Raw genomic sequence first — 20,831 nt, forward strand, 5'->3', positions numbered from 1 at the left:
GCAATTCCACGGGTTCGCACGGTTGGCATTCTGTCCAGACACGACATCGTCCACGCCCCCTCGCTGCCGGCGGGCAGACAGGCTCGATCCGCGGCAGAGCGCGATCGGCGCCGCGCCGGTGATCCGCTCGCCCTCGGCGCAGCGCGCGCCGCGACAGGCGACCCGACGCGAGGGCGCAAGCCCATTTGAGCTTGGCGAAGCGCAGGGGGCTTGGCAACATGACCCCTTGTCGCGTACTCATTGGAAACCGCGTCGACGTCGTCCAGAGATACCGGTATGCCCGGCCGTTCAACTTACGTCGACCTGGAGGTCCTCCACGAGGGGGCCGACACGGTCCTCTACCGAGCTCGGCAACGGCAGGACGGTCGGCCGGTGGTGCTCAAGGTGCTGCGGCGCGATCACGCGAGCCCGCGCGCCCTCCGCCGGCTGCGCCACGAGCACGAGATCGCCGGAGCGCTCGACACGCCGGCCATCGTGAAGCCCCACGCCATCGAGGCGTTCGGCGACCAGGTGGCGCTGATCCTCGAGGATTTTGGCGGCCGCTCGCTCGACGAGCTCCTCGACGGCCCGACGCCGCTCGATCGATTCTTCCCCCTCGCCATCCGCCTCGCCGGCGCGCTCGCCGAGCTGCACCGCCAGCACGTCATTCACAAGGACATCAAGCCTCAGAACCTGATCTACAACCCCGAGACCGGGGAGGTGAAGATCACCGATCTCGGGATCGCCTGCCTGGCGCCCCGCGCGGCGCGCGAGGTCGCCCACGACGCGCTCATCGAGGGGACGCTCGCGTACATGGCGCCCGAGCAGACAGGCCGCATGAACCGCTGGGTCGACGAGCGCGCCGACCTGTACTCGCTCGGCGTGACCTTCTACGAGATGCTGACGGGCACCCTGCCTTTCCAGGCCAGTGATCCCGTGGAGTGGGTGCATTGCCACATCGCGCAGAGGCCGCGCCCGCCGCGGGCGCTCGTGCCCTCGATCCCTCCGCTCCTGTCCGAGATCGTGCTCAAGCTGCTCGCCAAGGACGCCGACGAGCGCTACCAGAGCGCGCGCGGCCTGCGGCACGATCTGGAGCGGTGCTTCGCCCGGTGGCGGGAGGACGGCGCCGTCGAGCCGTTCGCGCTCGGCCAGCGCGACGTCTCCGACCGGTTCCAGGTCCCGCAGCGGCTCCACGGGCGCGAGCGCGAGGTGCAGGCGCTGCTCGCCGCGCTCGGCCGGGTGGTCGCGCAGGGCCGGCCGGAGCTCGTGCTCGTGTCGGGCTACTCGGGCATCGGCAAGTCGTCGCTCGTCGCCGAGCTGCGCGGGCCGGTGGCGCGGGAGCGCGGCTTCTTCCTGTCCGGCAAGTTCGATCAGCTCCGGCGCGACGTCCCGTACCTCGCGTTCCTCCAGGCGTTCCGGGGGCTCGTGCAGGAGATCCTCTGCGTGAGCGAGGAGCAGATCGCGCGCTGGAAGCAGCGCCTCTGCGACGCCCTCGGCCCGAACGGCCGGCTGCTCGTCGACGTGCTCCCCGAGATCGAGCTGCTCGTCGGGCCGCAGCCCCCCGTGCCCGAGCTCCCGGCCGCCGAGGCCCGGCACCGGTTCCACGCCACGCTCCAGCGCTTCGTCGCCGCGTGCGTCCAGCGGGAGCACCCCGTCGTGCTCTTCCTCGACGATCTCCAGTGGGCCGACGCCGGCAGCCTCCAGCTCCTCGAGCAGCTCGTCACCTACACCGAGGCCGGGCACCTCCTGCTCGTGGGCACCTACCGGGACAACGAGGTCGGCCCGACGCACCCGCTCTCGCTGCTCCTCGACGACGCGCGCAAGCGCGGCGCCGTGATCTCCGATATCGTCCTCGCGCCGCTCTCCACCGCCCACGTCGGCGCGCTCGTCGCGGAGGCCGTCCGCGCCCGGCCCGAGGAGGTCGAGCCGCTCGCCGCGCTCGTCCACGAGAAGACCGGCGGGAACCCGTTCTTCGTGCTCCAGTTCCTGATCGAGCTGCACCAGGAGGGGCTCATCACCTTCGACGCGGAGCGCGGCACCTTCCGCCACGACATCGACGCGATCCGCCGGAAGGGCTTCAGCGACAACGTCGTCGACCTGATGGCGGGCAAGCTGAAGCGGCTCTCGGCCGCCGCGCAGGACGCGCTCAAGCTCGCCGCGTGCCTCGGCGGCAGCCTCGCCGTCGACACCCTCGCGACGGTCGCGAGCCGCCCGGTCCAGGAGCTCGGCGAGGCGCTCGCCGAGGCCGTGCAGGAGGGGCTGCTCCTCCGCCGGGACGGCGCCTACCAGTTCCTCCACGACCGGGTGCGGCAGGCCGCGTACGCGCTCATCCCGCCGGCGCAGCTCCCCGAGGTGCACCTCTGCATCGGCCGGCTGCTCCTCAAGGGGCGGCGCGGGGACGAGCGCGACGAGGCGCTCTTCGACGTCGTGGACCACCTCAACCGCGGCGCCGCGCTCCTCCGCTCACCGGCGGAGCGGGACGAGCTCGCCGCGCTGAACCTCCGCGCCGGCAGGAGGGCCAAGGCGGCGGCGGCCTTCGAGTCCGCCGCCGCCCTCTTCGCCACCGGCATGGCCTTGCTCGCGCCCGATCGCTGGGAGGCGCAGTACGATCTCGCCTACAGCCTGACCTTCGAGCGCGCGCACTCCACATACGTCATCGGCAGCTTCGACGAGGCCGAGCAACTGCTCGGAGAGCTCATGGAGCGGGCGAGGACCCCGATCGAGCGGGCCTTGGCCGTGGAGCTCGCCGTCGCGCTGAACGTGACCCGCGGGCAGTGCGACCGCGCCGTGGAGATCGGGCTCTCGTGGCTGCGCGCCTGGGACATCGACCTGCCGCTCCCGGTCACCGAGGCGCAGCTCCAGGAGGAGACCGAGGGCGTCTTCCAGGCCCTTGGCGACCGGAAGCTCGAGGAGCTGATCGACCTGCCCCCCGCGACGAACCCGGAGATCAAGGTCGCGATGAGCGTCCTCCGGGGCGTGTCCATCCCTGCGTACTTCGTGGATCAGAACCTGCATTACCTGCTCGTCGCGCGCATGGTCAGGCTCAGCCTGCGCCACGGCAACGCCGAGGTCTCTGCCCAGGCGTACACCGCCTTCGCGCGGGTGCTCGGCCCGTCGTTCGGGCGGTACAAGGAGGCATACCTCTTCGGCAAGCTCGCCTGCGAGCTGGCGGACAGGAGCCAGACCCTCACCACGAAGGGTCCGGTGTACAACCTGTTCGGACAGCAGATCGTCTTCTGGACGCGCCACTACAGGGAGACCGCTCCCTATGCTCGCATCGGCTTCAACGCCACCGTGGAGTGCGGCGACTGGAACAACGCCTGTTACAACTGCATCTGGTCACCGCTGTTCCCGCTGCTCTGCGGTGAGCCGCTGGAGGACGTGCTCCGCCAGACCGAGGATCGCCTCGGCTTCGTGCGCAAGGCCGGGTACGCGTTCGCTCACGACACCCTCCTCGGCCTCCGGCACCTCGTCCAGACGCTGCGCGGGCGGCCGGTCCGGTTCTCGATGCTGGATGGCTCCGAGCTGGACCAGACGGAGTTCGAGGCCCGCCTCCCGCCGGGGGAGGCCGGGGGCATTCACGGCCTGTACAACGGCCTGAAGGCGCAGGGCCTCTTCGTGCTCGGGTCGCCGCGCGAGGCGCTCGCGGCGACGGACCGCGTGCTCGTCGACCGCCGCTGGAAGTTCGACGCGCACGCGCTGACCGCCGAGAGCGTCTATTACCGCGCGCTCGCGCTCGCCGCCCTCGCCGGCGAGGCGCCGCCCTCGCCGGAGCGGGCGCGCGCCGACGGGCTGCAAGAGTGCGAGGCGTGCGAGCGGCAGCTCGGCGAGTGGGCCGAGAGCTGCCCCGACAACTTCCTCCACAAGAACCTCCTTGTCCGCGCGGAGATCGCCCGGCTCCGAGGGCAGGAGCCCGAGGCCATCCGGCTCTACGAGCAGGCCATCTCGTCGGCGCGGGAGGGCGGCTTCGTCCAGCACGAGGCGATCGCCTGCGAGCTCGCCGCGGGGTTCTACCGCGCGCGGGGCCTCACGACGCCCGCCGACACCTACCTGCAGAAGGCGCGCGCCGGCTATTTCCGCTGGGGCGCCCACGCCAAGGTGGAGCAGCTCGACCAGCGCCACCCCGACCTCGTCGAGCGCAGGCCGATGGCCCCCACCGTCACCTTCGCCGTGCGGGCCGAGCAGTTCGACGTCCTGTCGGTGGTCAAGGCCGCCCAGAGCATCTCCGGTGAGCTCAAGCTCCCGCGCCTCCTCGAGATGCTGCTGCGCATCGTCGTCGAGCACGCGGGCGCCGAGGAGGGGTATGTGCTCCTCGTCCGGGAGGATCGCCTGTCGACGGCGGCGGCGGTCACGGCGCGCGGCGGGGTGGCGCGGCTGCTCGGCGCCGAGGAGGCCTCGGCGGCCGCGCTGCCGCGAACGATCCTCAACTACGTCCGCCGGAGCCAGGAGCGCGTGCTCCTCGACGACGCCTCGGCCAGGCACCCGTTCCAGGAGGACGCGTACTTCAAGCAGGGGACGTCGCGGTCGGTGCTGTGCCTCCCCATCGTGCGGCAGGCCCGGCTGCTCGGCCTGCTCTACCTCGAGAACAAGCTCGTCACGGGGGCCTTCACCCCGGCGCGGCTCAGCGTGCTCGAGCTGATCGCCTCGCAGTCGGCGATCTCGCTGGAGAACGCGATGCTGTACGCCGAGATCGAGCAGGAGAACGCCGAGCGGCGGCGGGCGGAGCGGGAGCTCCGGACCAACCAGGCGACGCTCCAGGCGATCGTCGACAACTCGGCGACGGCCATCTACCTCAAGGATCGCGAGGGCCGGTACCTGCTCGCCAACCGGCAGGCGGGCCGCCTCCTGGGCGTGTCGGGCCATGAGCTCATCGGAAGGACCGACGCCGAGTGCTTCCCTGCGCCGACCGTCGAGACCCTCCAGGGAAACGATCGGCGGGTGCTCGACGCGGGCGAGCCGCTGGAGTGCGAGGAGGAGGTGCTGGTGGACGACGGGCCGCACACCTTCCTGTCGGTCAAGTTCCCGCTCGGCGAGGCCGTGATGCCAGGCGTCCTCTGTGGCATCTCCACCGACATCACCGAGCGCAAGCGGGCCGAGCAGGCCGAGCGCTTCCTGGCCGACGCGAGCCGCAAGCTGATGACGATGGGCTACAGCGCCACCCTCGAGAGCGTGGCGCAGCTCGTCGTGCCCGAGCTGGCCGACGAGTGCGTCGTCGACGCGCCCCTCGACGACGGCCGGCCGGGCGACCCGGCCGTCGCTGGCGTGCCCGCCGATCGCCTCGAGGCGGTGAAGAGCGCGCTGCGCTCCCTCGCGTCGGCGTCGCCGGCCCGACCCGAGGTGGGCGACGGCCGCGCCGTGCCCGCCCTGCAGCAGCTCGGCGTCCACGCGTTCCTCCGGGTCCCGCTCCTCGCGCGCGAGCGGTACTTCGGGGCCATGACCCTGCTCGCGACAGCGCCCCTCCGCCGCTACGGCCCCGCCGAGCTGCGGCAGGCCGAGGAGCTCGGCCGCCGCGCGGCCTACGCGCTCGACAACGCCCGCCTGTACGCCGAGGCGCAGGCGGCCATCGCGCGGCGGGACGAGTTCCTCCTCGTCGCCTCCCACGAGCTCAAGACGCCGCTGACCTCGCTGCTCATGCAGGCGCAGCTCCTCGAGCGGCAGCTCCGCCGCCGCGAGCGCGCGGAGCTCTCCCCCGAGCGGCTGGAGGGGACGATTCAGGTCCTGAACCGCCAGCTCGCGCGGCTCGGGCGCCTCGTCGACGAGCTGCTCGACGTGACCCGGATGAGCGCCGGCCGGCTGACGCTCGCGCGCGCGCCGGTCGATCTGGCGGCCCTGGCGCGCGAGGTCGTCGAGCGCATGAGCCAGCAGCTGACGAACGCCGGCTGCCCGACCGAGCTCGCGCTGGACGAGCCCGTTGTCGGGCACTGGGACCCGTCCCGCGTGGAGCAGGTGCTCATCAACCTCGTGTCGAACGCGGCCAAGTACGGCGCGGGGAGCCTCATTCACGTCGGCGTGCGCAGGCAGGCCGATCGCGCGATCCTCGTCGTCCGCGATCACGGCATCGGCATCCCGGAGTCCGACCAGGCGCGGATCTTCGAGCGCTTCGAGCGCGCGGTGTCGGTCCGGAACTTCGGCGGCCTCGGCCTCGGGCTCTACATCGTGCGCTGGATCGTCGCCGCGCACGGCGGCGCCATCCGCGTCGAGAGCAAGCCCGGCGCGGGCGCCACGTTCGTCGTGGAGCTCCCGCTGCGCCCGCCGGAGACCGAATAGCGGCGCGCTCACTCCGGCGCCATCCTGCCACGCACCGGAAGGCGCGCGTCGCGTTGTGCTACAGCGCGCGGCGCGTCGTGCGCGCCTCCAGGCGCACCGGTTTCAATGCAATGCGCGCCGGTATGCCGCGTGCCTTGAGCGCACGCATGCGACGACACCTTGCGACCTTGCTCCTTCTCGCCCTCGTCCCCTCGTGCTCCGATGAAAGCGGCGTGCGCCCCGCCGGCTCGACGGCCGGCTCCGGGGGCGGCGGCGCGCCCCCGGACGACCAGACAACGCAATCGGGCGGCGGTGGCCAGGGCGAGGCCGGTGGTGGCCAGGGCGACGGCGCCGGCGGCGCGGGGGGAGGCGGCTTTACCCCGGAGGACGACAACACCTTCAGGCCGGAGGAGCGGCCGTTCTCCGACGAGCTGCTCGAGCGGCTCGAGACGAAGCCCGGGTTCACGATCAGCAGGTTCGCGAGGGGCGTCGGCAATGCGCGCATGATGGAGCTCGCCCCGAGCGGCGGCGTGTACGTCACGAGGCCGACCCCCGGCGACGTGCTGCTCCTGCGCGACACCGACGACGACGGGGTGGCGAACGAGATGGCGACGGTGTTCGCCGGGGGCGCGGGCTTCGAGACCCTGCACGGCATCGCGCTGAGCGCCGGCGGCGACACCATGTACCTGGCGACGGCGACGGCCCTTTACGCGGCTCCCATCAACGAGGACGGCAGCCTCGGCGACCCGTCGGCGCTGATCACCGATCTGCCCGACGGCGGCCAGCACGGCAAGCGCACGATGCGCTTCGCCCCCGACGGTCAATCGCTCCTCTTCTCGGTGGGCAGCAGCTGCAATGCGTGCGCGGAGACGAACCCCGAGCACGCCGCCATCCTGCTCATCGACCCGTCGCTCGGGCCGCAGACGCAGAAGGAGCGCTCCGTGTTCGCCAGCGGCCTTCGCAACACGATCGGCTTCGACTGGTACCCGGGCACCGACGAGCTCTGGGGCATGGATCACGGCAGCGATCAGCGCGGCAACGTGGTGCCGCCCGAGGAGCTCAACCGGCTCGTCGCCGGCAACGATTACGGCTGGCCTTACGTCTACTCGAGCGCCCCGGGCGAGCGGGGGATCGACCCGATCATGGACGATCCCCCCGGAACGACGAAGGAGGCTTACGCCGAGACCACCGAGCCCGCGGAGCTCATTTATGACGCGCACAGCGCGCCCATCGATTTCCGCTTCTACACGGGCGATCAGTTCCCTGCCGAGTACAAGAACGACGCGTTCGTCGCGATGCGCGGCTCGTGGAACCGTTATCCGCCGGTCGGCTACAAGGTGGTGCGCGTCCTGTTCGACGAGGAGACGCGCAAGCCGAAGGGCTTCGAGGATTTCGTCACCGGCTGGCTCATCGAGGACGGCCGCGCCGTCTTCGGCCGCCCCGCCGGCCTCGTGCAGCTGCCGGACGGCTCGCTCCTCGTGAGCGACGACACGAGCGGCGTCATCTACCGCATCGCGTACACCGGGCAGTGACGTTCCTCCAGTACACCGCTCAGCCCGGAAGCCCGGAGATCGACGCAAAGGCGCAAAGACGCAATAAATACATCTTTCTTTTTTGCGCCTTTGCGCCTTTGCGCCTCTGCGTTGAACTCTCGCTCTCTCCTCGCCTTTCCGCCCGCTCGTCGCCCTAGCTCGCCTGCTCGATCGCGAGCTCCGCCGAGAGCCGCGCGCCCGGGTACAGCAGGTAAGCCAGGATCGGCGAGAGCGCCGCCATCGCCGCCGCGAGACCGAAGTGCAGCGGATAGCCGAGCTTGCCCGCGGAGAAGCCGCTGGCGGCCGAGGCCACCCCCGTGGCGATGACGACCGCGCTCGCCTGGATCGTGTAGTCCGTGGCGGCCGTCCGCCGATCGGCCCAGTCCATCATGCAGGTGAACAGCGCAGCCGTGGCCATGCCCCCCGCGAAGTGCTCGAACGCGCAGAGCGCCGTCAGCAGCGAGCTCCCCGACGGAACGCGCGCGACGTAGGCATACCCGAGCACGCTCACCGCCTGGAGCATCGCGAAGCCGACGAGCGCCGTTCGCCGCCCGAGCCGCGGCACGAGCGCCCCGCCGACAAGCGCGCCGACGAGCCCCGCCACGAAGCCCACCGTCCCGAGGAGCCAGCCGATGTCCGACAGGGAGAGGCCGAGATCGCTGAGGAACGGCCGCAACATCCCGACCGCGAAGGCGTCGCCGAGCTTGTACACGACGAGCAGCGCGAGCACCTGCCTCGCCTGGGGACGCCTCCAGAACGACACGGCGATGGCCCCGACCGAGGCGGCGCGCTCCGCCTCGACCACGCGCCCCGCCTCGCGGGCGAGCAGCGTGGGGACGCTCAGGACCGCGACGAGCAGCGCCATGAGCGAGAACGTGAGCCCCCAGCCCAGCCGGTCGAAGGCGACGAGCAACACTCCTCCGCCCACGATCATCCCCGCCCGGTAGCCGGCCACCTGGATCCCGTTGGCCCAGCCCCGCTCCCCGGGCTCCAGCACGTCGACCGCCAGGCCGTCCGTCGCGATGTCCTGGGTCGCCGAGAGCAGGTTGACGATCAGCACCGCCACGAGCACCGAGGAGAGCCCCTCGCCGGGCTCCCGCAGCGCCAGGAGCCCGAGCGCCAGCGTCGTGAGCCCCTGCAAGGGGAGGATCCACGAGCGGCGGCGCCCGAGCCGCGGGAAAAAGTAGCGATCGACGAGCGGCGCCCAGAGGAACTTGAGCGCCCAGGGGAGCGCGAGCAGCGAGGAGAGCCCGATCCCCTCGAGCGATATCCCCTGTCTGCGGAGCAGGACCGGGAGCGCCTGCGTGAAGAAGCCGAACGGGAGCCCCTGGCACATGTAGAGCGACCCGAGGAGCCCGAGCCGCCGCCAGGACAGGTGGGAAAAGCGCGTCATCGGCTTGCCTTCCTCGTCGCCGGGGAGAGGCCGAAGAGCCCCGACGCCATCGCCCACGCCGCGTCGGCGGCCGACCCCGGGGGGATGAGGTGGCGCGCCGTGGCCGCGAGCACGAAATAGCCCTGAATCGTGGCGACGACGGCCGCCGCCGCGGCGTCGATCTCCGCGCGCGGCAGGCAGAACACCCGCGCTCGCGCGCCGCGCCGCGCGATGGCCGCGAGCCGCCGCACCGCGCCCTCGAGCGCCCCCGCGAACGCCTCGCGCACCCCGTCGTCCCGGAGCGCCTCGCCGCCCACGCAGATCCAGCAGGCGAGCGCCTGGGGGTCGGCCTGCGCGCCCACCCGCAGGTGCGCGTCGACGAACGCGCGAAGCCCGGCCGCCGGGTCGTCCCCCGCCGCCGCGAGCAGCCGATCGAGCCTGTCGCCGTGGTCCTGCGCGAGCAGCGCGACGGCGGCGAGCAGGATCTCTCGCTTGCTCTCGAAGTGATAATGCACGAGCCCCGGCGCGATGCGCGCCGCCTCGGCGATGGCCGCGATGGAGGCGCCCTCGTACCCGCGCTCCGCCATGACCTTCAGGAGAGCGCGCGCGATCTGGGCTCGACGTTCCGCGGTGTTGGAGGGGCGAGGCATGCTGCCGTTCCTTCGTTGCTGGTCCGCCGGTTTTTTTGGTTGGTCGTACAACCAACTTATGAACCGGGCTCGTCCGCCCGTCAAGCAGGGCTCGCGGCGCTCGCGGCGGGATCGTGCCGGGCGAGTTGCGCGCGCGGCGGGTAAACTACGGTGCCTCGCCATCCAAGGAGCTCGATCGATGACGCCGCGTTTCCACTCGCTGATGATCGCAGGGCTGCTCTCCTGCGCGGGTCTCGCCACCGCGTCCTGCGGGCCGTCGTCGCCCCCGGCCGGCGCCGGCGGGCAGGGTGGCGCCGGCGGCGCCGGGGCCGGCGGCGGCGACGGGGGCGGTACAGGCGGCGCGGGCGGTGCGGGCGGTGCGGAGGACGGCGGCGGCGGCGCAGGCACCGCCGGCGGCGGCGCAGGCACCTCCGCCGGCGGAGGCGGCGCCGGCGGCGGTGAGCCGGAGCCGGGGGCGTCCGAGCTCCTCCGCGGGCTCGACGAGGCCAGCGCGCCCCTCCGGGCGGTGGGCCGGCTGAGCGGCGGCCTCGGCTCCGGGGCCTGCACGGCGTTCCTCATCGACCCGGCGGGGCGGCCCGAGGCGCCGGCGCACGTGCTGACGAACGCCCATTGCACCCACGACTGGGCCGTCGAGGTCGCGGCCAACGCGGTGCACCTCGACACCGCGGCGACCCCGGAGCTGCAGATGATCTTCAACTACTTCGGCGACACCGAGGACGCGCAGGTGATCGTCCCGGCGAAGACCATCCGCTACGCGACGATGAAGGGCACCGACCTCGCGGTGGTCGAGCTCGACGCCACGGTCGGCGCCCTCGCCGAGCGCGGCGTCGTCGCGCTCGGCCTGGCGCCCTCGGCGCCGCCCCCCGGAGCGCCCGTGTCGGTGGTGGGCGCCCCGCAGCTCGACGTCGAGTTCCTGCGGCGCGCCCGCTGCAGCGAGGAGGGCACCTTCGAGCTCGTCGAGTACCGCTGGCACTGGTTCGGCGCGCACCGGAATCGCTGCGCCGACATCGCGAACGGCAGCTCGGGCTCGCCGGTGCTCGACGACGCGCAGCGGGTCTATGCGGTCGTCAACACGACGACCCTCGGGAGCCCCCCGGACGGCGACTGCTTCCTCGGCAGGCCGTGCGAGATCGGCGCGCCCCCCGGCGCGTCGGCCGAGGGCGCGAGCTACGCTGTCGACGTGACCGGCGTGGGCGCCTGCTTCGGGGACGACGGCCGCTTCGCGCTCGATCGCGAGGGCTGCCCGCTCGACGCCGGCCGGGCGCTCGACGTGCTCACCTACCCCGCGCCCCGCGAGCGGCCGAGCGATCCGGCGACCGGCGTTACGAACACCTGGGCTGTCACGCTGGGCGAGCGGGACGGGCTCAGGTTCTTCCGCTACAAGCTCGGGCGCGCCGGCGAGGTCGACTGCCGCCGTCAGGAGGGCTATTCCACGCCGATGAAGCTCGACACCCAGGACCTGTCCGGCCTGCCGCTGCCCGAGCTCGAAGGGGTCCACCTGCTCTGCGTCGTCGCCGGCCCGACCGGGACGCCGGACGCCGCGTGGCAGCCGCTCGCGCTCCCCACGGTCGTCCTCACGACGATCGACACGACCCCGCCCACGCGCCGCCCCGAGCTCTCGCGCGGCGGCGACGCGATGGAAGGCATGCGCGTCGAGCCGATCTTCTCCCTGCCGGAGCACGCCGACTTCGAGTACCGCTTCGGCCCGCCGGAGACGACCGACTGCGACGATCCGGCCGCCGCGTGGCAGCGGTACAGGCGGTTCCCCATCTTCCTCGACCCGAGCGAGCTGCCGGCCCGGTTCTGCGTGCGCCCGACCGACTGGGTGGGCAACGTCGGAGAGCCGTTCGACTACCTGCTCCCCGGGTGAGCCTGTCTCAGCCGGACTGCGGCGCTGCCCTCGCGAGCTCGAACCCCTCGGCCGCGAACCCCTTGAACACGGTCGGCCCCGTCCGCCGGAATCCGAGCTTCTCCAGCACCCGGACCGACCCCGCGTTCTCGAGCATCGCGTGCGCCACGAGGCGCGGGAGCCCGAGCTCCTCGAAGGCATAGCAGACGCACGCCGCGCCCGCCTCGGTGGCGTACCCCTTGCCCCAGTGCTTCCGGAAGAAGCGGTATCCGAGATCGGCGCACGCGAGGTCCTCGTGCCACCTCAGCCCGCACCACCCGAGCTTCTCCCCTGTCTGCCGGCTGGTGACGACGAACCGACCCATCCGGAAGGCCTGGAACTGGTGCATCAGCCGGTCGACCACGGCGCGCGCCTCTCCCTCGCTCCCGAACGCAGGATCCCCCGTGTAGCGGATCACCTCCGGGTCCGAGTTCAGATCCATCATGAACGGGACGTCGGAGGGCCGATGGGGGCGGAGGCTCAGGCGCTCTGTCGAGAGGACGGCGGCCGCCTCATCGATGTCTTTCATTTCAGGGCCAGGCATCCTCCGATTCTAGCGGATCCGCCGGCTCGCGCGCGAGGTATCGCGCGGCGCGGCGGCGTCCGCCCGCGTCGGGCTGTGCCGCCAGGTTCACGGGTGCGACGGCGGTGACAGGCACGGCGCGCCCGCTGCCGCGCGGAGCGCGCCACCGACGCGCGCTGTTCGAAGCGGCATAGAACTTGTCTCGTGCGGGCGCTCATGGCCTCTTTCAATCCGATTGACGAGATCCTGCATCATGTCCTGTCGCTCTCGCTGGCGCCGCTCGTCGGCGCGTGCGGCATCGACACCGACGGCTTCACCGCCGTCGCGTGCGCGGGGGCCGGCGGCGCCCCGTACCTCTCGGGGATCGCTCCCAGGGATCCGGCCGACTACGTCGAGCTGCGGGAGCTGACGGGTCCGGCGGGCACGGCGACGCGCACGCGCGAGTCCGTGGGGGTGAGGTGCGCCGGGGCGGCGGACAGGCCGGCGTGCGAGCAGAAGATCGCGGCGGCCACGTCGGGCGGCGGGTTCTCGCTGGGCAATTGCGTCGATTTCTGCCCGTCGCACGTCCTCATCGTGAACACGCGCGACGAGGTGCTCGTCCTCGACACGCGCGACGAGGTGAGGGCGTGGCTCGGCCCTGTGGACACGCCTGCAGACGCGGTGCTCGCCGCGTCGCTCGACGGGTACACCGTCCCGTGCGACCGCCCCGACGAGGGCGGCGTCCGGCCCTCCGGGGGTGCGTACGAGGTGCTCGCGACGAGGTATACGCAGATCTGTGATCCCGTCGAGCGCACGCTCTATGTCCTCGCGGTCGGCGCGGGCGGCGACGTGCAGGAGCTGGAGTCCGAGGTGATCGCGTCGGAGCCTGGCGTCTGCATCGGCCGGAGGCCGGCGGGGCTGGGGCGGACGGCGGGCCGCGGCGCGACGCGGGTCGGCGCCTACTTCGCGAGCGTGGCGCAGCTCGAGGCGGCGAGCGTCTGGGCGTTCGAGGCGCTCGGGCGCGAGCTCGCGCAGCACCGCGCGCCGCGTCCGCTCGTGGAGCGGGCGCGCCTCGCCGGCCGCGACGAGGTGCGTCACGCGCGGCTGATGCGGCGCCTCTCGGCGCGCCACGGCGGCCGCTGGGAGCCGCCGCAGATCGAGCCGAGGCCGGTCCGCTCGCTGGAGGAGCTCGCGATCGACAATGCGGCGGAGGGGTGCGTGCGGGAGACCTACGGCGCGCTCGTCGGCATGTGGCAGGGGCGCTGCGCGCGGGATCCCCTCGTCCGGCGCGTGATGGCGCGCATTGCCCGCGACGAGGCGCGGCACGCGAAGCTCTCGTGGGCGCTCGACGCCTGGCTGCGCCCGCGGCTCTCGCCCGCCGAGCGGCGGCGCGTGGACGAGGCGCGGCGCGAAGCCCTCGCCGGCCTCGAGGAAGGCGCGCGCCGCGACGTCGACAGGGAGCTCGTGCTCTGCGCCGGGCTGCCCGACGAGCAGGCGTCGCGGACGCTCACGCGGCACTTCGCCGAGGCGCTCGCCGCGTCGCCCCCGCCGGCTCGAATTTGACCTGTCGCGTGTCGTCCTGAAACGCGCCGCTCCGGCGCGGCGCCCGGACGACATCGAGGCGCGCCGCCAGGGCGCCAGGGACGCCGAGGACGCCAGGGATTCAACCCTCCGGCTCCTCCCGGCGTCCCTGGCTTCCTGGTGTTTTTCTTGATGCCATCGCCCTGACGGACGCGGCCGCGCTCCACGCCGCCGACGCATCGCGGTGTCCCTGTCCTGCTTCCGTGACCGGGGACGTGACGAGCATGACGGGGGAGAAGACGAACCACAGAGGCACAGAGGGCACAGAGGACAGAGCGAGAACAGAGAGTTTTCATTCATCCCTTCCTCTCTTCTGCGCCCCTGCGCCTCCGTGGCTCCTTCTCTCCTCTCGTCTCACGACGCCCTCGGCGATCTCTTGCCCATCCCCTTCCTCTCTTCTGTGCCCCTGCGCCTCTGTGGTTCTTTCTCTTCTCTCGTCTCATGAAGCCCCAGGCGAGCTCTCATTCATTCCCTTCTCTCCTCTGCGCCCTCTGCGCCTCTGTGGTTCCTTCTCTCATCTCATCTCGTGAAGCCCCCGGCGAGCCCGGGTGACGCTCGCCGGACGCGTGGCGTCAGCCTCTCGTCGCGGGCGGCGCGGCGGCTACGGCGCTCTCCCGATGGACGGCGGAGGGCCGCCATCCATCGCGTCTGTCAACCCCTCAACATGGGGCTTGGTGAACCGCCCCCATCAACCTAGGATCGCTCCAGACACAGCGAATTGGCGACAGGGCCTTCGAGCTCTCGCGGCGTCCGGCTGCGCCCGCGTCGTGGCGCGGTTCTTCGGGTGTCGCATCGGCGCCTGGACCTGGCTTTTCGTGCCGGAAATTGGTGGGACTCTCGTCGAGCGAGGCGGGACGGGGCGCGGGGGGAGCTCTGTCCCGAGGTCGCCCTCGCCCGAACAACTCGCCTCCCGGGCTCCACCTCGTCTGAACACGACTGTTTGCGAAAACGGGCTCATCGAAGCTCGGAATCGGGAGAAAGGTGGAGTCACATGCGGAAGTATCGAGCAAGCGCGGTTTCTGCTGGAATCCTCGCCGGGTTCGCGGGCGTGATGGCCAGCGCAGGTGTGGTCTGGGCTGCCGATGCAGATCAGGCCAAGCCTGGCGCCGAGGTGAGCAAAGGATTCGTGACGCAGCAGGGCTACAAGGGCGAGCGCGGACCGCAAGGGCTGCAGGGGCCCAAGGGCGAGCGCGGACCGCAAGGGCTGCAGGGGCCCAAGGGCGAGCGCGGACCGCAAGGGCTGCAGGGGCCCAAGGGCGAGCGCGGACCCCAGGGACCGGCGGGCCCGCAGGGGCCCAAGGGCGAGCCGGGAACGGCGGGGCTCGTCGGACCTCAGGGTCTGAAGGGCATCGACGGCGCCAAGGGTCTCCAGGGTCCCAAGGGCGAGATCGGGCCCCAGGGCTTCAAGGGCGAGCCTGGTCCCCAGGGCCTCCAGGGGCCTCAGGGGCCCAGGGGCGAGCGCGGTCCCCAGGGGCCGGTGGGCCCGCAGGGGCCCAAGGGCGAGCCGGGGCCGGCGGGGCTCGTCGGACCTCAGGGTCTGAAGGGCATCGACGGCGCCAAGGGTCTCCAGGGTCCCAAGGGCGAGATCGGACCCCAGGGCTTCAAGGGCGAGCCTGGTCCCCAGGGCCTCCAGGGGCCTCAGGGGCCCAGGGGCGAGCGCGGTCCCCAGGGCCTCCAGGGGCCGCAGGGACCCAAGGGCGAGCGCGGTCCCCAGGGCCTCCAGGGGCCGCAGGGGCCCAAGGGCGACAAGGGCGAGAAGGGTGAGCCGGGAACGGCGGGGCTCGTCGGTCCGCAAGGGCTGAAGGGCGCTGACGGTGCCAGGGGTCTCCAGGGCATCAAGGGCGAGATGGGTCCCCAGGGCCTCAAGGGCGAGATGGGTCCCCAGGGCCTCAAGGGCGAGATGGGTCCCCAGGGCCTCAAGGGCGAGATGGGTCCCCAGGGCCTCAAGGGCGAGATGGGTCCCCAGGGCCTCCAGGGGCCGCAGGGCCACAAGGGCGAGCGCGGTCCTCAGGGCCTCCAGGGGCCGCAGGGGCCGGCGGGTCCGAAGGGCGAGCGCGGACCGGCAGGCCCGCAGGGGCCCAAGGGCGAGAAGGGTGAGCCGGGAGCGGTCGGGCTCGTCGGCCCGCAGGGGCTCAAGGGCGCTGACGGTGCCAGGGGTCTCCAGGGCATCAAGGGCGAGATGGGTCCCCAGGGCATCAAGGGCGAGCGCGGTCCTCAGGGCCTCCAGGGGCCGGCGGGCCCCAAGGGCGAGCGCGGACCGGCAGGCCCGCAGGGGCCCAAGGGCGAGAAGGGTGAGCCGGGAGCGGTCGGGCTCGTCGGCCCGCAGGGGCTCAAGGGCACCGACGGTGCCAGGGGTCTCCAGGGTCCCAAGGGCGACATCGGCCCGCAGGGCCTCAAGGGCGAGATGGGTCCCCAGGGCCTCAAGGGCGAGCGCGGTCCTCAGGGCCTCCAGGGGCCGGCGGGTCCCAAGGGCGAGCGCGGACCGGCAGGCCCGCAGGGGCCCAAGGGCGAGAAGGGTGAGCCGGGAGCGGTCGGGCTCGTCGGCCCGCAGGGGCTCAAGGGCACCGACGGTGCCAGGGGTCTCCAGGGTCCCAAGGGCGACATCGGCCCGCAGGGCCTCAAGGGCGAGATGGGTCCCCAGGGCCTCAAGGGCGAGCGCGGTCCTCAGGGCCTCCAGGGGCCGGCGGGTCCCAAGGGCGAGCGCGGACCGGCAGGCCCGCAGGGGCCCAAGGGCGAGAAGGGTGAGCCGGGAGCGGTCGGGCTCGTCGGCCCGCAGGGGCTCAAGGGCACCGACGGTGCCAGGGGTCTCCAGGGTCCCAAGGGCGAGATGGGTCCCCAGGGCCTCAAGGGCGCCGACGGCGCGCGCGGTCCCGCTGGCCCCAAGGGCGAGATGGGTCCCCAGGGGCCGGCCGGGCCCAAGGGCGAGCGCGGCCCCCAGGGCCTCCAGGGGCCGGCGGGCCCCAGGGGCGAGCGCGGTGCTCAGGGGCCGGCGGGGCTGACCAAGATCCGCGTGATCTCCGTCACGCGCGAGGCAGGGCCGACCAGCTCGTTCATCAACGTGAAGGCGCTCTGCAACGCGGGTGAGATCGTGATCAGCGGCGGATTCGCGGTCTCCGGCGGCGCGCAGGCGACAAGCCGGGTCGTCGAGAACTCGCCGTACGACGCCGAGGAGGGCCGCGCGGGCTGGACGTCGACCGCCGTGTTCGAGAGTGGATACGGCAAGAAGGCGACGTCCGTCACGCTGACCACCTACGCCGTCTGCGCCCAGCTGCCCGAGCGCTGAGCCCGAACGACAGCAGCGCCAGGCTCACGTGATCTCGTGAGCCCCTCTCCCCACCAGCGGTCCCCTGGGCCTCCCACCATGACCCCGAGGACAGGGGACCGCTGACTCGAAGCCTCATCCTGGCTCCCCGCACACCGCACGTCCGCACGGCGCCAGACGCGTCGCCGCCATCCGGCGCCCCCGCGCTCAGCCCGGCGGGACCACGCCGTCAAAGAGCACGGACGCGCGCTCACCCCGATCACCATTTTACACCGACAGCGCACGCCATCACGCACGGGAGCCGAGCTGCGCACGCCATTTCGCCCATGAATCGAGCCCTTCGCGCCGCCGGGGCCCTCACGCCACGGCGCCCGCCGCCGCCAGCGACGAGCGCGCAGCCCCGTCGCCGTACGCCGTACACGTCGTGAGCGCGACGGACCGGCACGTGTCCAAGCGCACGATCAGGGATGTGCGTCCCCCGGGAACCGCGACCCACAAGGTGGCCGCTTTCGCCTCGCGAGAGCACGACGACGCAGCCCCTCCCCGGCCGCGACACGGCTCGCACGATTCTCGCAAGGCGCGGGGGCGGTGACCTCGTGAACACTGGGCTCTTCCACGGTGCCGAAAAGATTGCGCGGTCTGCGTTGCTTTCACCGGAACGCGGGGCCGCTCTGGCTGTTGTTCCCGTTGAGACAGCGCGGCGGGTCCGGCCCTGGCCGTCGCGATTTGTCACATCTGTCGCCATGTGCCACAGCGGTCACTCCACGTGGTCAACAGACCGGCCCGTGAAGGCGCCCCCTCACTTCAACCCAGAGGTAAGAGGCATATTGAGGAGAGCCTCACAGAAATCTCCTTGGCCCCTGGCCTCTGTGGTAAATTCCCCTTGGGACGAGAACACGAAGGAGGGGTTTCTCTCAGGTCAGACTACATGCCTCCGGGCGCACCCTAGAGGGGAACCATGACGATCCATCACGCTATGAACACCAGCGAACACGCACCGATGACCCGAGGGCACCAGAGGCATCTGGTGATCGCCCACGTGCTGAACTCCTTTCAGGTGGGAGGCGCCGAGCAGGTCGTCGTGGATCTGGCCGGGCTGCAGCGCGAGGCGGGGCATGAGGTGGTGGTCGTGGGCATCGACATGAACCCCGACGGCCCGCGCGCGGACCAGCTCCGGGCGCGCGGCGTCGCGGTCCACATGGTGCCGAAGCGGCCCGGGTTCGATCTCAAGCTCCCCGGCAAGCTGGCGGCGTTCTTCGCGAAGCATGGCGTCTCCATCGTGCACTCGCACAACCAGCTCCCGCTCATCTACGCGACGGCCGCGGGCCGGCTCCATCGCGTGCCCGTGTGCCACACGCTGCACGGCGCCATGTTCGATCAGGGGCGCAGGGCGTGGCTGCGGCACGCGGCGGCCAAGCTCGCCGACGCGCACGTGGCCGTGTCGCAGTCGACGGCCGATTTCATGCTGAAGCACAAGGAGGTCCCGCGCTCGAAGCTCCACGTGGTGCTGAACGGGATCGACCTCTCCCGGTTCAGGCCGGACGCCGCCGCTCGGGCGCGCATCCGCGCCGAGCTCGGGATCCCCCAGGACGCGTGGGTCGCCGGGGCGGTCGGCCGCCTGTCGCAGGTGAAGAACCACGCGCTCCTGCTCCGCGCGGCCGCGGCGGCCGGGGTGCTGTCGGACGACGGGCGCCTCCTCCTCGTCGGCGACGGCCCGGAGGCCGCGCCGCTGCGCGCCCTCGCCGAGGAGCTCGGCATCCGCGATCGCGTCGTGTTCGCCGGCGAGCGGCACGACGTGCCGGAGCTGCTCTCCTCGAGCGACGTCTTCGTCCTGTCGTCGGACTCCGAGGGGCTGCCGCTCTCCATGGTCGAGGCCATGGCCACCGGTCTGCCCGTGATCTCGACCGCCGTGGGCGGCATCCCGGCCCTCGTGGCCGACGGGGAGACGGGCTTCCTCGTCCCGTCGGGCGACGTCGACGCGCTCGCCGCGAAGCTCGCCACCCTCAAGGCGGATCCCGAGCAAGCGAGGGCGATGGGCAAGCAGGGCCGCAAGCTCGCGCTGGGGCGTTACTCCGCGGAGCGGATGATGGCGAGCTACATGGACATCTACGAGGCGCTCCTCGCCCGGCGCGAGTCGGCTCGCCGCGGCGTCCTGCGGCCGAGCGAGCTGCTCGCCGGCTTCAACGCATAACCGGCGCGAGGCCGCCGCGCGCGGGTCGCCTGCACGCCCGGCGCCCCCGGATCGACGTGGACCGCGAGAGCGCGGAAGACGCAGAGAACGCCCCCGATCTCTGCGCCCTCCGCGCTTTTGCGGTTCCGGCGCTCGAGCGCCGCGGCCGGACCGCCGTGGCGTGCGGGCGCGGTCCGTCGGCGTGCGGGCGCGGTCCGTCGGCGTGCGGGCGCGGTCCGTCGGCGTGCGGCGCTCGCCTCACGGCGCGCGAGGGATCGTCGAGATTGCGCGGGGGATCGTGGCGAGCGACGCCGGCGCCGTCAGCCCCGATGTCCGGGAAGGCCGCGTCTGAGGACGCCCGGAGGGCGACCGTCCATCGAGCGCGCCGAGCTCGCGAACGTCCCTCGACGGCACCAGCGTGCTCCGCGGCGGTGGCGTGGACGGCGACGCCAGCGCGCTCCGCGGCGGCGGCGGCGCCACCGTGCTCCGCGGCGGCGGATGCAGCGTGCTCCGCGGCGGCGGATGCAGCGTGCTCCGCGGCGGCGGCGGCGCGACCGCCACAAGGGCCAGCGCCTCGCGCACGGCCGCCTGCATCGCTCGCGCGTCCGGCCAGCGGTCCGCCTGCGCGAACTCGAGCGCGCGGTCGACCACCCGCACGACGGCCGGGGGCATCGACGGCTCGACCCGCGCAAGCGACGCGATCGGGCACGTCATCCTCAGGAAGAAGAGCTCGTTGACCGTCGGCGCCTCCTGCACATACCGGTTCGTGAGCAGCGAGAACATCGTCGCGCCGAGCGCCCAGATGTCCGTCCGCGCGTCGACGAGATCCCAGCGCGCGCGGGCCTGCTCGGGCGGCATGTACGCCGGCGTCCCCATCGCGCGAAGCCCCGCAAGCGACGTCTGCCCCGAGGGGAGCCGCAGCCGCGCGATGCCGAAATCGAGGAGCTTCACCCCGCGATCGCGCGTCAGGAAGATGTTGTCGGGCTTCAGGTCCCGGTGGACGACCCCCCTCTCGTGCGCGGCGGCGAGCACGTCCAGGATCTGCTCGCTCAGCGACAGCACCTCGGCGGGCGGGAGCGGGCCCCGCTGCGCCTTCCAGCGCTGGAGGAGCGTCTCCCCCTCGAGGAGATCCATCACGAGGAACGGCGACCCGTCCTCTGTCACGTCGTCCGCGAGCACCGCGGCGATCCCGGGGTGGTTGACGGTGTTCGCGATCGCCTTCTCGCGGAGGAACCGCGCCCGATCGACCTTGTCCCTCGCCCGCTCCGGGTGCAGCAGCTTGATCGCCACCCGCGCGCCACCGCGGTGCGTCGCCGCATACACGGCGGCCATCCCCCCGAGGCCGATCAACGCATCCAGCCGCCACGCGCCGTTCAGCACCGTTCCCACGCGTGCCTGCGCTCTCTGGACGTGCGTACCGTTCTCGAAGTCCATGGCTGGCTCTTTCCGTGCCCTCGGGCAACCGACCTTCCAGCGCTCACCACGCGAGGGAAGGCTCTCTTCTTGACGCTCCCGGTGTCCCGGTATCGGCGCCACGGCCGGATCGGCGCTCCACGATGGCAAGCTGAGGGGGCAGCTCGTCGGAGCCGCGACCTGCCCTGCCACCCCGCGTCGTCGACGCAGCAGACACCTGGGCGGGTGAGCTCCAA

Annotated in this window: 10 protein-coding genes; 6 read left to right on the top strand and 4 right to left on the bottom strand. The window is 72.5% G+C overall.

Annotated elements, in window-relative coordinates; genetic code table 11:
- The first annotated feature begins 276 nt into the window (after positions 1–276).
- The gene (locus WMF24_RS29375) at positions 277–6,246 is read left to right on the top strand and encodes an AAA family ATPase (protein ID WP_437730725.1); all 5,970 of its coding nucleotides are present in this window, start codon (positions 277–279) and stop codon (positions 6,244–6,246) included.
- 146 nt (positions 6,247–6,392) lie between these two features.
- A complete protein-coding gene (locus WMF24_RS29380) occupies positions 6,393–7,757 on the top strand; it encodes a PQQ-dependent sugar dehydrogenase (RefSeq protein WP_437730726.1) in 1,365 nt (454 codons plus the stop codon).
- Positions 7,758–7,911: 154 nt separating this feature from the next.
- On the opposite strand, the gene WMF24_RS29385 is transcribed toward WMF24_RS29380, so the two are convergent.
- Both WMF24_RS29385 and WMF24_RS29390 read right to left on the bottom strand, forming a co-directional pair.
- Positions 7,912–9,150: an MFS transporter gene (locus WMF24_RS29385; protein WP_437730727.1), complete on the bottom strand. Its 1,239-nt coding sequence runs from the start codon at positions 9,148–9,150 to the stop codon at positions 7,912–7,914.
- Positions 9,147–9,779: a TetR family transcriptional regulator gene (locus tag WMF24_RS29390; protein WP_437730728.1), complete on the bottom strand. Its 633-nt coding sequence runs from the start codon at positions 9,777–9,779 to the stop codon at positions 9,147–9,149. The genes WMF24_RS29385 and WMF24_RS29390 overlap by 4 nt, the downstream gene beginning before the upstream one ends.
- A gap of 178 nt (positions 9,780–9,957) precedes the next feature.
- Here WMF24_RS29390 and WMF24_RS29395 point away from each other — a divergent pair, with 178 nt between their 5' ends.
- Positions 9,958–11,649, top strand: a complete 1,692-nt coding sequence (locus WMF24_RS29395; protein WP_437730729.1) for a trypsin-like serine peptidase — start codon at positions 9,958–9,960, stop codon at positions 11,647–11,649.
- A 7-nt stretch (positions 11,650–11,656) separates the two neighbouring features.
- Here the strand turns inward: WMF24_RS29395 and WMF24_RS29400 are convergent, their stop codons facing one another.
- Positions 11,657–12,196: a GNAT family N-acetyltransferase gene (locus tag WMF24_RS29400; protein WP_437730730.1), complete on the bottom strand. Its 540-nt coding sequence runs from the start codon at positions 12,194–12,196 to the stop codon at positions 11,657–11,659.
- 210 nt (positions 12,197–12,406) lie between these two features.
- Between WMF24_RS29400 and WMF24_RS29405 the strand changes: the two genes are divergently transcribed.
- The 3 genes from WMF24_RS29405 to WMF24_RS29415 all read left to right on the top strand — a co-directional run bounded on the left by WMF24_RS29405 (position 12,407) and on the right by WMF24_RS29415 (position 19,203).
- Positions 12,407–13,732: a ferritin-like domain-containing protein gene (locus WMF24_RS29405; RefSeq protein ID WP_437730731.1), complete on the top strand. Its 1,326-nt coding sequence runs from the start codon at positions 12,407–12,409 to the stop codon at positions 13,730–13,732.
- 1,129 nt (positions 13,733–14,861) lie between these two features.
- Positions 14,862–17,033 (top strand): collagen-like protein, encoded by a 2,172-nt coding sequence (locus WMF24_RS29410; RefSeq protein WP_437730732.1) that lies wholly within the window; start codon positions 14,862–14,864, stop codon positions 17,031–17,033.
- Between the two features lie 1,006 nt (positions 17,034–18,039).
- Positions 18,040–19,203 (top strand): glycosyltransferase, encoded by a 1,164-nt coding sequence (locus WMF24_RS29415; protein ID WP_437730733.1) that lies wholly within the window; start codon positions 18,040–18,042, stop codon positions 19,201–19,203.
- A gap of 237 nt (positions 19,204–19,440) precedes the next feature.
- Here WMF24_RS29415 and WMF24_RS29420 read toward each other — a convergent pair whose 3' ends face one another.
- Positions 19,441–20,616, bottom strand: coding sequence for a protein kinase domain-containing protein (locus WMF24_RS29420; RefSeq protein WP_437730734.1), 1,176 nt, complete (start codon positions 20,614–20,616; stop codon positions 19,441–19,443).
- Positions 20,617–20,831 lie beyond the last annotated feature (215 nt).

The sequence above is a fragment of the Sorangium sp. So ce1335 genome, from assembly GCF_051521615.1.
Lineage (GTDB): Bacteria > Myxococcota_A > Polyangia > Polyangiales > Polyangiaceae > Sorangium.

Coding starts and splice junctions, on each gene's coding strand:
- WMF24_RS29375 (WP_437730725.1), top strand. CDS start 277: ATGCCCGGCCGTTCAACTTACGTCGACCTGGAGGTCCTCCACGAGGGG.
- WMF24_RS29380 (WP_437730726.1), top strand. CDS start 6,393: ATGCGACGACACCTTGCGACCTTGCTCCTTCTCGCCCTCGTCCCCTCG.
- WMF24_RS29385 (WP_437730727.1), bottom strand. CDS start 9,150: ATGACGCGCTTTTCCCACCTGTCCTGGCGGCGGCTCGGGCTCCTCGGG.
- WMF24_RS29390 (WP_437730728.1), bottom strand. CDS start 9,779: ATGCCTCGCCCCTCCAACACCGCGGAACGTCGAGCCCAGATCGCGCGC.
- WMF24_RS29395 (WP_437730729.1), top strand. CDS start 9,958: ATGACGCCGCGTTTCCACTCGCTGATGATCGCAGGGCTGCTCTCCTGC.
- WMF24_RS29400 (WP_437730730.1), bottom strand. CDS start 12,196: ATGAAAGACATCGATGAGGCGGCCGCCGTCCTCTCGACAGAGCGCCTG.
- WMF24_RS29405 (WP_437730731.1), top strand. CDS start 12,407: ATGGCCTCTTTCAATCCGATTGACGAGATCCTGCATCATGTCCTGTCG.
- WMF24_RS29420 (WP_437730734.1), bottom strand. CDS start 20,616: ATGGACTTCGAGAACGGTACGCACGTCCAGAGAGCGCAGGCACGCGTG.